This window comes from Vibrio sp. Vb0937 (assembly GCF_033338855.1).
In genome coordinates, this window is the sequence record NZ_JAWOTK010000006.1 from 16931 (window position 1) to 30029 (window position 13099).

At 43.1% G+C, this 13099-nt stretch carries 11 protein-coding genes and 1 riboswitch; of the genes, 6 read left to right on the forward strand and 5 right to left on the reverse strand.

What is annotated here, in order from left to right:
• Nucleotides 1–89 precede the first annotated feature (89 nt).
• From R7P67_RS10845 to R7P67_RS10855, 3 genes are all read right to left on the reverse strand, one after another.
• Nucleotides 90–1748, reverse strand: coding sequence for a BCCT family transporter (locus R7P67_RS10845; RefSeq protein WP_005377772.1), 1659 nt, complete (start codon nucleotides 1746–1748; stop codon nucleotides 90–92).
• A 192-nt stretch (nucleotides 1749–1940) separates the two neighbouring features.
• On the reverse strand, nucleotides 1941–2687 hold the full coding sequence (locus R7P67_RS10850) for a 3'-5' exonuclease (RefSeq protein ID WP_005385697.1): 747 nt from the start codon (nucleotides 2685–2687) through the stop codon (nucleotides 1941–1943).
• A complete protein-coding gene (locus tag R7P67_RS10855) occupies nucleotides 2687–4567 on the reverse strand; it encodes a DUF294 nucleotidyltransferase-like domain-containing protein (protein WP_005377775.1) in 1881 nt (626 codons plus the stop codon). Before R7P67_RS10855 ends, R7P67_RS10850 begins: the two co-directional genes overlap by 1 nt.
• 438 nt (nucleotides 4568–5005) lie before the next feature.
• On the opposite strand from R7P67_RS10855, the gene proV reads away from it, so the two are divergent.
• From proV to R7P67_RS10885, 6 genes are all read left to right on the forward strand, one after another.
• Nucleotides 5006–6193, forward strand: coding sequence for a glycine betaine/L-proline ABC transporter ATP-binding protein ProV (gene proV / locus R7P67_RS10860; RefSeq protein ID WP_005377777.1), 1188 nt, complete (start codon nucleotides 5006–5008; stop codon nucleotides 6191–6193).
• Nucleotides 6194–6197: 4 nt separating this feature from the next.
• Entirely contained in the window at nucleotides 6198–7283 is a 1086-nt protein-coding gene (gene proW / locus R7P67_RS10865) for a glycine betaine/L-proline ABC transporter permease ProW (RefSeq protein WP_005385701.1), read from the forward strand.
• Entirely contained in the window at nucleotides 7276–8283 is a 1008-nt protein-coding gene (gene proX / locus R7P67_RS10870; protein WP_005385703.1) for a glycine betaine/L-proline ABC transporter substrate-binding protein ProX, read from the forward strand. The genes proW and proX overlap by 8 nt, the downstream gene beginning before the upstream one ends.
• 193 nt (nucleotides 8284–8476) lie before the next feature.
• Nucleotides 8477–10426 carry an LTA synthase family protein gene (locus R7P67_RS10875; protein ID WP_258457848.1) on the forward strand — a complete coding sequence of 650 codons (1950 nt, stop codon included), beginning with the start codon at nucleotides 8477–8479 and terminating at the stop codon, nucleotides 10424–10426.
• A 146-nt stretch (nucleotides 10427–10572) separates the two neighbouring features.
• The gene (locus R7P67_RS10880; RefSeq protein WP_203345845.1) at nucleotides 10573–10938 is read left to right on the forward strand and encodes a VOC family protein; all 366 of its coding nucleotides are present in this window, start codon (nucleotides 10573–10575) and stop codon (nucleotides 10936–10938) included.
• 99 nt (nucleotides 10939–11037) lie between these two features.
• The gene (locus R7P67_RS10885) at nucleotides 11038–11421 is read left to right on the forward strand and encodes a hypothetical protein (RefSeq protein WP_005377782.1); all 384 of its coding nucleotides are present in this window, start codon (nucleotides 11038–11040) and stop codon (nucleotides 11419–11421) included.
• A 90-nt stretch (nucleotides 11422–11511) separates the two neighbouring features.
• On the opposite strand, the gene R7P67_RS10890 is transcribed toward R7P67_RS10885, so the two are convergent.
• Nucleotides 11512–12246, reverse strand: a complete 735-nt coding sequence (locus tag R7P67_RS10890) for a chromosome segregation ATPase (RefSeq protein ID WP_017820934.1) — start codon at nucleotides 12244–12246, stop codon at nucleotides 11512–11514.
• A 31-nt stretch (nucleotides 12247–12277) separates the two neighbouring features.
• Entirely contained in the window at nucleotides 12278–12436 is a 159-nt protein-coding gene (locus R7P67_RS10895) for a hypothetical protein (protein ID WP_005377784.1), read from the reverse strand.
• A gap of 527 nt (nucleotides 12437–12963) precedes the next feature.
• A riboswitch (glycine riboswitch) is annotated at nucleotides 12964–13063 on the forward strand.
• The last annotated feature ends 36 nt before the right edge of the window (nucleotides 13064–13099 follow it).

Sequence of the window (13099 nt, forward strand, 5' to 3'; positions counted from 1 at the left end):
GTTCATTTCTCAGAGAAAAATAGAAATCCAAAAAAAAGCGGCATGCTTTCGCATACCGCTTTTATCAATAATTTAACTGCTGATACTAGTTATTTTGATTTCTTAGAAACCGCCTTTGGACGAGGTTCATCCATCAAACCTTTTATCAAAGATACCGTTGCAACAAGTAAAACAATAGTAAACGGTAAACCAGTCGTCACCGCCATTGCTTGAGCAGCAGCTAGACCACCACCCAACATCAATGCAATCGCAACCAAACCTTCAAACGTACACCAGAACACGCGTTGTGGCGTTGGTGCATCGACCTTACCGCCCGCAGCAATAGTATCAATAACCAGTGATCCTGAGTCAGAAGAGGTAATGAAGAACACCACGACTAAGATAATGCCGACAAAAGATGTTATCTCAGCCAATGGCATAACATCTAACATGGCAAAAAGTTTTAAAGGTAGTTCTGCGTTAAACACCGCCTCGTAGCCATCATTAACGTATTGGCTAATTGCGTTACCGCCAAAAGCCGTCATCCATAACACACAAACTGAAGATGGGATAAGAATAACGCAAATAATAAACTCACGAACTGAACGACCGCGAGACACACGTGCGATGAACATACCCACAAATGGTGACCAAGAAATCCACCACGCCCAGTAAAACGCCGTCCAGCCTTGAGAGTAATTCACATCCTCTCGTCCAAATGGCATAGATAAGGCAGGGATATTAGCCACATAGGAAACGATGTTCTCGAAGAAACCAGTTAAAATCGCAATCGTCGGGCCAACAACAATAACAAATAGCAATAGCAGCGCTGCAAGACCCATGTTGATTTCAGATAAGATTTTCACGCCCTTATCGAGTCCAGCCACAACAGAGATTAAAGCGAGCGCAGTAATACCAATAATCAATATAACCTGCGTGGTATTGGTCATTGGGACATCAAACAGGAAGTTCAAACCCGTTGCGGCTTGAGATGCACCGTAGCCTAGCGATGTTGCTAAACCAAAAACCGTCGCTACCACTGCAAGAATATCGATAATATGACCAGTCCAACCCCATACACGCTCACCAAACAAAGGGTAAAAAATTGAGCGCATGGTGAGTGGCAAACCTTTGTTAAATGAAAAGATAGCCAGTCCAAGAGCCAAGAGCGCGTATATTGACCACGGATGAAGTGCCCAGTGGTAAATCGTCGCAGCCATCCCTAATGCCGAAGCTGCAGTTGCATCGCCCTCTGCACCACCTAGCGGTGCCCAGTCAGTACGTACACCATTCTCAACGCTCACGCCACCAATCGCAGAACTAAAATGGGACATCGGTTCTGATACCCCGAAGAATACGAGACCAATGCCCATACCTGCAGCAAATAGCATTGCCAACCATCCGGCATAGGAGTAATCCGGTGTTGCTTCAGTACCACCGATTCGCACACGGCCCAATGGTGTGAAGATCAATCCGACACAGACAATGACAAAAATATTACCTGAAGCGAGAAAAAACCAGTCTAAATTGTGTAACAAACCCGCTCGTAGGTCTGCAAAAAACGGCTCTACCTGTTCTCGGAATAATAGTGTTATCACAACAAACATGACGATTGCTAAGCCAGAAATTGCAAAAACACGGTTGTGAATATCAAGGCCAAATGGGCCTACCTTTAGCGCAACGTTATCCTGACCAATTTGATAGTCAGTATCTATTGCGTTTACTTTTCCATCGGGGCGTTGAATGCCACCGTTATTATCGGTGCTCACGGATAATCTCCTTAAAAATACGTGACCAAGTTTAAATTACTTTCGTCGGAGTTCGAGTAATGAAACGTCTTCATCACTACCAAGCACATGTTCATAAAACATTGTTCTTATAAGCGGTTACTCAATCCGCCATCATAATCTTAAAGCCCCCTATCTCTCATTGCATTTTATTGTTTTCACCATAAATAACGCCTATTGCCAAACCGAAGATATTGGCATGTTTCGATTAAAGTGATACTGCAGTTGTGCTTGAAACAGCTCCGCAGTTGCTAACGCATCCGTCAGGGCATGGTGAGGTTGATAAGCAGGGAGGCCATATCTTTCACGAGCGTACCCTAATCGTACAGAACCGGGTTTCTTGCCTTTCAACTTATTGATAAAACCTCTGCATTCACGGCGTTGTATCGCATACTCAATATCTAACGTATCAACAACAGGAAACTGTATCCCCTCTCCGATGCTATTTAGCAAGGCGTTATTAAAGAACTGCCTTTCAATGTTCTTGTAGTGAACAAGTACCACTTTGCCTGACAACGCATCCAATATTTCACCCAAGATCTGAGACAGCTGCGGCGCGTTTTTAACCTCAGAGTCAGTGATACCGTGAATAATGACAGACTCGTGGTTTAACTCTCTGTTTGGGTTAACGACCCAATGAGCAGAACCATTACATTGAACACGATCAATAGTGAACGGCACAAGTCCGATCGTGAGAATGACATCCTCTTCCGAGTTCAATCCTGTTGTCTCAAAGTCTACCGAGACAAATGGCACTTGTTCAATTGGTGTTTCCCCATTAACCATCGGTGTCGAATAGTAGCGTTTGAGCCTCTCGTCTTTCGCTTCTTTAGCTAGTTGTTTGAACAACATTGACCACTCTGGCGTCTGGGATGTATCCAACAACGGCTGTTCTTTTTCTACTTTTTTTGAGAACCACATTATTTGCTACTTCTCTGGTATCGAAACTTAATGAAGTTCTGAGCGTTACTTAGAATTTGAAATGCTGCTTTTAAGTTTCGACGTTCAAATTCAGACATGTTCTCCGGCTCAATATTGTTGTCTGGCTCTTCTCCATTTTCTATATCAAGGGCTTGGTGACGAATTCGAACCATGTAGATTAGCTCCATCGCATCCCTTAAATCCAAACCTCGACCTTTCGGTAAAATGCCAGCATCATTAATGTCATCTAAACGGTCGAAAGAGTTTTGCGATCGCGAACCGATTGCCAGAGAATGCACCCGTATTAAATCGGCCAACGGAGCCGTCCCCCTTCGCTTCAAGTTAATCGAGTTGCGATGACGACCATCTTTCTCCATCACAAAGTCTTTGAAAAAGCCCAGTGGAGGCGTCCTACGTATTGCGTTATACGCCATACAAGCAAGAAAGCGGTTATTTCTTTTCGCTCGTCTCACAATAAAGCTGCTTAATTGCTCCGCCCATTTCACTCGCCCATGCACACCGAGGAGATCAAAAAAGATATTACTATTTAACAATCTCTCAGGGGTTGGATTGTCTATCCAGTTTCCAAAGCATTCTTCCCATTCTGCACGAGTTTTTCGCCATTCTGGGTTGGTAGCCATAATGTCTCCAGTACAATAAGCATAGCCGCATGCCGCTAAACCATCACAAACAAATTTAGCAAACTTTTCAAAGTACTCTCCGTGAATCTCAACGTCATAACTGTTATCGAGAATAAGCGCGTTATCTTGATCCGTTACAATTAGCTGCTCATCCCTCGCCATTGAACCCATTGCGACTAAACAATAAGGAATGGGCGCTGGGCCGAACTCTTGCTCAGCTAATTCAGCGAGGCGTTGTTTGAAACTACTGCCTATAACCGACATGGCTCGACCAATCATGTGCGCGTTGGCATCTTCATTGACCATTCTTACGAAACAGTCTTTTACTTGTTCAGAAACCTGCTTGAGATCCTCGACACTGGTTTGCTGAAAAATAGAGCTCACTAGCAATAGGCTGTTCTGAGATTCGTAACGAACGATGTCCGTCATGCCAATAATTCCTATCGGCTTTTTATCTTTTAAAATTGGTAAATGATGCACGTTGTAACGCAACATAGTTAACATGGCCTCAAACACATAGGCGTTATAATCCAATGAAACCACGTCATAACTCATGACCTCACTCACTGGAATATTGGTATCAATACCTTGAGCTAGTACGCGAATGCAAAGATCGCGATCAGTCAATATTCCAAGCAGCTGTTCGTCATCTTCTTCTGTGAGCTCCTCTGTCGGGCGAATAATGAGCAGAGAGGTGACATTCTCCTCTGCCATGAGTATTGCAGCTTCCTGAATTGAAGCCGTTGCCTCCAGAGTTACTGGATCTCTTGCTAAGATTTTACGTGCCTTAGCGGTGGTAAAGTCATTGCTTTCAGATCGGCTAGATATTGCGCTTCGCAAACGCGCGCTATCTTCCAGTTCCATGTAGTCCGCAAAGTTTTCAAACTCATCACAAAGTTCATTGAAGATGTTTTCCGGAATACAGTAAACGAGAGTGTCTTCTATCGCTTTGGCTGGCATCCGTACGCGGTTGTTCATCAACAACCCCATCTGACCAAACAGTCCACCAGCATCAATCCTGTTGTAAAGTTCACCTTTACGCCGATAAATCTCTACCGCCCCACTTCTCACCATATACAAGTCGCGGATCGTATCTCCGAAGTTAAGGATTTTTGTTCCTTGCCGAAAGTATGCAACCTCGGCATTGAGAGCGATTTTTCTAAGCTGCTCTTCAGGTAGGTCATCAAAAGGTGGGTACTGGCTAATGAAATTGAGCACTTCTAACTGTTCGGCTTCCATTTTTTATTCCATACGTTGCCTAAACTACAGCGATAAATATCACCCTGAGTGAAATCAAGCAATAAATAAATCTAAGGATAACAGTACCTAACCGATTTCACAGGACCAAGCCTTAACCAAAAATTAGAGCTCTAACCTTTTTACATGTAGAGTTCTAAGCTATCACAGCTTATATCTATGCAAGCGAGTTGAGTTGAAATGTACAAAAAAATTCAAAATAAATTCAACCCTACGTCAGGGCAACGTTATGGTGGATAAAAACACATCACAAGCAATTGTTTTAAATATAAAAAGCAAGAATTGAACACACCTTGCTCAACGAATTCTCTATGCACGGCAGCACTAGTTAACCAACCCCCTTTCGTTGAAAGTTGAACTAAAATTAATTAGAGTACAAATCGTTAAACAGTTATAAACACACGAAAAAGGACAGATAACATGGATCCCATACTGGAAGTTAAGGGACTGTATAAAGTGTTTGGAGAAGACCCAGAGAGAGCCTTCTCGCTTATCGACAAAGGCGTCGATAAAGACGGTATTTTTGAACAGACAGGTTTAACAGTCGGCGTAAACGATGTATCTCTCACCATAAATGAAGGGGAAATTTTCGTAATCATGGGCCTTTCTGGCTCCGGGAAATCCACCCTTGTTCGACTTCTTAACCGGCTCATTGAGCCGACTAAAGGTAGTGTTTATCTCAAAGGAAGAGATATCGCCCACATCTCCGAAAATGAACTTCGAGAAGTTCGTCGTAACAATATCTCAATGGTGTTTCAAAGTTTCGCACTCATGCCACACATGACGGTGATTGAAAATGCCGCCTTTGGTTTAGAACTTGCCGGCATCGACGTTAATGAGCGTCAGAAAAGTGCCCTTTCCGCCTTAGAAAGAGTGGGTTTAGACCCTTATGCAGAATCTTTCCCTGACGAATTATCCGGAGGTATGAAACAGCGCGTTGGTTTAGCGAGAGCGTTAGCTTGTGATCCAGACATCCTATTAATGGATGAGGCGTTTTCCGCTTTAGACCCATTGATCCGTTCTGAGATGCAAGATGAGCTTATTCGTCTACAGAACGATGACAAACGCACAATTGTCTTCATTTCTCATGATTTGGATGAAGCAATGCGCATTGGCGACCGTATCGCCATCATGCAAAACGGTGAGGTTGTTCAGGTTGGTACACCTGATGAAATATTACACAGTCCAGCAAATGATTATGTCGAAGCGTTTTTCCGCGGCGTAAACATCGCAAGTGTCTTGACAGCAAAAGATATCGCGCGCAAGAAGCCAGCGGCTGTTTTTAAGAAATCGGAAAATGACGGTCCAGGCTCTGCGATGCAGATTCTGATGGATCACGACCGTGATTACGGCATTGTCGTCGATAAATCTAGCCGATATTCCGGCATCGTATCTCTTGATTCACTACGTTTGGCTCATAAAGAAAACCGTTCGTTAGCCAGTGCTCAATTACCGGATGAAGTTACTCTTCAGCCTGATCAGTCAATTAATGACATTTTGGGTCTGGTTGCTGGTGTTCCTTATGCCGTGCCTGTCGTAGATGAGAAAGGAACTTACTTTGGTGTCGTGACTAAATCACGTCTTCTACAAACACTAGATAAGGATTAACACGATGTCTTCAGAGCAAACTAACAATGATCCCTGGTCAAATACTGCTCCTGCGCAAGATGATCCTTGGTCGCAAGGTACAGAGACCACGCCAAGTAATGATTGGCTCAACTCAGAAACTGTAGAGCAAGCGCCATTCGATATTATGAACCCATTCCAAGATGCGGTTTTACCCCTCGATAGCTGGGTAGAGTCCGGTTTGAACTGGCTGGTGGAACATGGTCGACCTGTTTTCCAAGCAATACGAGTTCCAATCGACTTTATTCTAACGTCGTTTGAAACTGCTTTGGTGTCTACACCTGCGCCTATAATGGTACTCATTTTATTTTTGCTAGCGTGGCAGTTTTCCAATGTAAAACTTGGTTTTTCTACTCTTGTATCCCTTGTTTTCATCGGCCTAATTGGTGCGTGGTCACAAGCGATGACAACGCTAGCTCTGGTGTTAACCGCCGTTTTCTTCTGTTTGCTTATAGGGCTACCAATGGGGATATGGTTGGCAAGGAGCCAAACCGCTGCCAAATTTGTTAGGCCAATATTAGATGCAATGCAAACGACTCCCGCGTTCGTTTACCTTGTGCCAATTGTTATGTTGTTTGGTATTGGTAACGTTCCTGGCGTAGTAGTAACGATCATTTTCGCCCTGCCTCCCGTTGTGCGCCTGACTATTTTGGGTATTCAGCAAGTACCTGAAGAGCTTATCGAAGCTGGCCACTCTTTCGGGGCAAACAAAAAACAGATGCTTTATCGCATCCAGTTACCGTTGGCGTTACCAACTATCATGGCAGGTGTAAACCAAACCTTAATGCTGTCACTTTCTATGGTAGTGATTGCTTCAATGATTGCTGTTGGCGGCTTAGGCCAAATGGTGCTTCGTGGTATTGGCCGACTTGATATGGGTCTTGCTGCCGTTGGTGGCTTAGGCATCGTTATTCTTGCGATTTTGTTAGACCGTATCACCCAGGTGTTAGGGGTTAATGCGGGCAACACTAAACTTCGCTGGTATCACACAGGTCCTGTTTCATACCTATTAAAACTGAAAACAAAGACGAACCAAGACGATCTAAAACTTAGGAGAAACATCAATGAATAATTCATGGAAGAAAGCGCTCTCTGTTGGAGCTCTAAGTACTATCGCATTTTCAACTTATGGTGTGGCAAGTGAACTACCGGGTGAAGGTGTCACTGTTCAGCCTGTTCAATCAACCGTTGCAGAAGAAACATTTCAAACGTTGATCGTAAACCGCGCACTTGAAGAGCTTGGTTACGATGTTAAACCGACCAAAGAAGTGGACTACAACGTAGGCTACACCTCTATTGCTAAAGGTGATGCTACTTTCTTAGCGGTTGGTTGGTTCCCTCTTCACGCCGATAAGTACACGATGTCTGGCGGTGATGATAAGTTCTTCCGTAAAGGCCAATACGTAAGTGGTGCTGCGCAAGGTTATTTGATCGATAAGAAAACCGCGGAAAAATATAACATCACTAACATTGGTCAGTTAAAAGATCCAAAATTGGCGAAGCTATTCGATGCAAACGGCGATGGCAAAGCGGACTTAACTGGTTGTAACCCAGGTTGGGGTTGTGAAATGGTTGTTGAGCATCAGTTGGATGCTTTCAAACTTCGTGACACAGTAACACACAACCAAGGTAACTACGCGGCGATTATCGCTGATACAATCTCACGTTACAAAAAAGGCGATCCGATTCTTTACTACACTTGGACACCGTACTGGGTAAGTGGCGTTTTAGTTCCGGGGAAAGATGTTGTGTGGTTAGAAGTGCCATTCTCTTCACTTCCTGGTGAGCGTAAGGACATTGATACAACACTAGAGAACGGTAAGAACTACGGCTTCGAGATGAACTCTATGCGCATCGTTGCCAATAAAGAGTTTACAGAAAACAACCCTGCTGCTGCAAAGCTGTTTGAAATCATCAAACTAAATATCAATGATGTTAGTGCTCAGAATATGATGATGAGCCAAGGTAAGAACAGCTCAGCGGACATCGAGTCTCATGTAAATGGCTGGATCAAAGCGAACCAGAAAAAGTTCGACGCATGGGTCGAAGAAGCGAAGAAAGCCGCAATGTAATCATGCCTTTATCAACCTCTAGAGCCAGTTGGTGTTATCAACTGGCTCTTTTTTACACAAACGCCCCTCCCCCTTACATAGACATACCAACACTTACACTACTCGACCATAAACCCACATTATAATTCACGTTTATTTCACGCTTGCTTTGCTAAAAACAACACAACATAACAATTAAACTATTCGAATAAATATGAAAAACTTATCAAAGAGCTCTGTGTGGGGGCCTTTGCAGCCAATTGCTGCCTTTTCTTTGTTTTCGCTTCTATTTCTGTCTATCTCAAGAGTTTTGCTAGCTTTTTGGCAGATTGACCGTATTGACTCTCTAAACGACTTAATTTATATCCTAGGTCAAGGTTTGCGCGTAGATATTGCAACGCTTTGCTGGTTATTTATTCTTCCAGCACTGTTTTCAACCTTCATGCCATTAACCGGTAAGATGGGAGAGTGTTGGAAGCGAATATTACGCATATGGATGGTTTTAGGGCTTTGGGTGCTTGTATACATGGAGCTCGCAACAGCGCCATTCATTCAGGAATACGACCTACGTCCAAACCGCCTGTTTGTGGAATACTTAATCTACCCAAAAGAAGTCTTGAGTATGCTCTGGACTGGCTACAAATTAGAACTGTTTATTGGTGCGTTAGGTACAGTTTTAACCATCACTTTAGGTTGGAAGTGGAGTAAGAAACTGACCGATAAGGCGCAGCAGGTCAACTGGAAATGGCGACCACTATTGGCACTTTTCGTTGTTCTTTTTGGGGTTGCAGGTGCTCGCTCATCTTTAGGTCACCGCCCGCTAAATCCTGCTATGGTCGCCTTTTCTAACGATCCACTGCTTAACGACTTAGCACTGAACTCATCTTACTCATTGTTGTTTGCGGTTAATAGCATGAAGTCAGAAAAGAGCGCGGAGCAGTTCTACGGAAAAATGGACACTCAAAAGATGTTGGAATTAGTTCGCACTTCATCAACAAAGTCCGACTTCACCCCTTCATTACTCCCAACCATGAACAGTAACCCCGCGACTTACCAGGGTAAACATAAAAACTTAGTGATTTTGCTACAAGAAAGCTTAGGCGCCCAATTTGTCGGTGCTTTGGGTGGTTTGCCTCTAACACCAAACCTTGATGAACTCATGAAGGAAGGTTGGCAGTTCACACAAATGTACGCCACTGGTACTCGTTCTGTTCGTGGAATTGAAGCCGTAACCACGGGCTTTCCTCCATCTCCCTCTCGCGCGGTAGTGAAGCTGAGTAAAAGCCAAACGGGTTTCTTTACCATCGCGGACTTACTGAAAGCTCAAGGCTATCACACGCAATTTATTTACGGCGGTGAAGCCAACTTTGACAACATGAAAACTTTCTTCTTTGGTAACGGTTTTGATCAAATAGTAGAAGAAGATGATTATAACAACCCAAGCTTTGTTGGCTCTTGGGGTGTTAGTGATGAAGATCTATATAACAAAGCAAACGAAGAGTTTGAACGCCTTTCAAAAAGCGACAAACCTTTCTTTAGCTTAGTTTTTACGTCAAGTAATCATAGCCCTTATGAGTATCCGAAAGGCAAAATTGAGCCATACGATTCAGAATATATGACGCGTAACAACGCCGTAAAATATTCCGATTACGCTTTGGGCACTTTCTTTGAAAAGGCGAAAAAGTCATCTTATTGGGATGATACCATTTTCATTGTAATTGCAGATCATGATGCACGTGTTTCTGGCGCTAACCTTGTTCCGGTTAAGCACTTTCACATTCCAGCATTGATCCTTGGTAAAGGCATTCAACCACGTAAAGATGACCGCATAGCAAACAACATCGACATGCCGCCTACACTGTTATCTCTAATTGGGGTAGATGCTAAAACACCGATGATTGGTCGTGATTTAACGAAGCCACTAGCTCGCGAAGATGAGCGCGCAATGATGCAATACGACAAAAACTTTGGTTATTTAACGCGCGACAATCTCGTTGTGCTTTCACCTGGTGAAAAGGTATCGACCCTGGCGTACGACTTTAAAGGCCAAACCATGAAGCCGTTAGAGGTGGACGAGTCTATTATCGAGCGTGCAAAAGCAAACGCATTATTTGCATCTAAAGCGTATCAAAACAACTGGTATTCTTCCAAACACACTCATTAACACCAATGATTCCGCTGATAAAAAGGAGCTAAACGGCTCCTTTTTCTTATTCTGTCACTTACCTTCGATAATGTTCTACTGACAACTCCTGTCGTTCCTTTACGTTAGATTGCCCCTACTATTTCTAATTGATTAAGGAACAAACCATGCTGGCTATCAATTCATTCGTTCTCTACGTTGAGGACATCCACATAAGCCAAGTTTTTTATTCGAAACTGTTCGAACGCAAAGTCACGCAGTTGTCTCCAACCTTCGCCGCTATTCCACTGACCGAAGGCTTAACGTTGACACTCAAGCAAAGAGATAATCTTTCACCCTACAGCGGCATTCGAGGTGGTGGTACCGAGTTGTCTTTATCAGTGCCCAATAGTCATATGTTAGAGCGCATTTACAAGCGCTGGAAAGACCTAGGTGTTGAGTTTGTTCAACCACCAGCGACATCAGTGTATGGGTTAAATTTTATGGCTATCGATCCAGATAAGCATCGCATTCGCGTTTTCATAAATGAATAAAAATGCGTTAAAAATGCTTTTTACCCATTCCCAATGTGACTTCAATAAATTAGACTCAAGGAAACATCAAAAGCGGCGTAGTAATAAGAAGGAATGCCCATGAGCTCAAGTATGATCCTTAGCGAATCCCTAATCGAGAGCGGAAGAGATATCCCCCTCAAAGAACTGCTTTATGCAAAGCGCGTGCTGGATAACTACATGGCAGTAGCCAAAGAAAGTAGCCCGCTTGAGCTATTAACTGAGATGAAATCGGCAGCAAAGCAAGTAGAATACTTTACAACGACGAGTAACCCGTGTGAGGCTCGTAATGTCATCAGTCAGATGATTGATAAAATCGACACCGCGGAATCTTTTGCTTCGTTCAAAGCATTAGCAGGTAAGCCATCTCAAGCACTCAATGAACTAATTGAAGATCGAGCTCAGCTGATTAAACACGAACGAGAACTCCTGCTCGCCTCAGGCTATGACGCCTCACGAATCTAATATACGCGATAGGCTAAAAGTCATAGCTAACAACGAAAAAGGAGCTCTTAAAGAGCTCCTTTTGCTTTTCAAAAATCGGATACAAAAGATTTAAAGGCCGATATCTTCCGTTATTGCTTTGATTTGTTTGAGGTCCATTTTATAGACTTCAATCATTTGATCGACCTGACTTAGTCGTGAATTAGCTTCATCATGTTTATCACACGCGTCCGACTTCACGTCCCAAGATTTGCCTTCTAAAAATACGTCACACTCTTTCTTGAGTTTCTCAATCTTAGGTAATAATTTTGACCGTTCTTTCTCGAGAGACTCTAATTCTTGCGAAATTTTTAGCTCTTTCTGGAATACTTCGCGGGACCGCTCAAACATAGTCGCTTGCATATCCGCTTGACGACTCAACTTCTCATTTTCTGACTTCGTCGTGTTGATCTTATCTGCCTGCTGCTTCAATTGAGACTCTAGTGACAAGTTGACCTTCTCGACCTCAGTCAATTGCTTTTGCAACTTCTTAAGTGCTTTCTGGTGCGCTTCGTCTTTCGCGGCAAGTAACTCACTAACTTGGTTTTGTATTTCTTGGTCAAGCGCCTCTTCACGCACTTTTACTTGAGATGCCAACTGGGTTTTATCTTGCGTTAGTGCTTGATACTTTTCTTCTAATACGTGGTAAGTCGATTCCCACTTGTTCGCAGTGACAACCGATCCAACAAGGCCACCAAATGCCAAGCCTAACACCGCAGCGATTGCGATATAGATATGCGTACGTTTGTCACGCTCTTCAATGACAACTACGTCGTCTTGCTCTTCCATTTTGTTCTGAGAACTCACCGTATACTACTCCAAGGACTCTTTTACTTTGCTAGCGGATCAATTCCGCAAACATAATTGATGCTGTATAAATCAGAAATGCGCCAATTAATGTTATAACGGTCGCTTTTTGGACTTTTTCATTGGTTCGATAACGAAACAGCACAAATGCTACTGCAATCAACACCGCAATGGCTAATAATCTGGTCATACCGCCTCCTTGTCCACTCATGAAAAACTGCCTAGGTCCGTAGACTGTTTCACAAAGATTCATTGTAACCCATTTATACGTACCATAAGGTCAACTTAGCGTAGATTTTAAAATAAGTGCTCCGATTTTAATCAATTTTGTGTCCTTAATTGAATAACTTATGTCGTAACGATCGAAACACATTTATCGTTCTGAAGTGTTTTTGGGTTCCATTCCCTAACCCAATAAATTTTATTTATGCCGTGACTCGCACAAAAAGATTGGCAAACATACCTTCATGAAAATTGATGAGGTTATTTCATTAAAAATAAATTGATATAGGGTGTTGAAATGGACCAAAAACATGATAGAGTTCACACGTTAATGATGACCAGCATCATTAACTAACCTTTACTCATTTAATTGAGTAATTGTTCCGATGAAGACTGCAGGAGAGTGGTTATTAATCAAATTTTAACATTTGATTAGCATAACTCGCCGAAGAATTAACTATTTCAGGTGCTACCTAGGTAGCGGGGACTGTAGTTGGAGGAACCTCTGGAGAGAACCGTTAAATCGGTCGCCGAAGGAGCAAGTCTTGCACTCACGCAAGGTGAAACTCTCAGGCAAAAGGACAGAGGAGTGGAAAGTTACAACCTAACTATTTTGCTTGGCCTTCCCGCC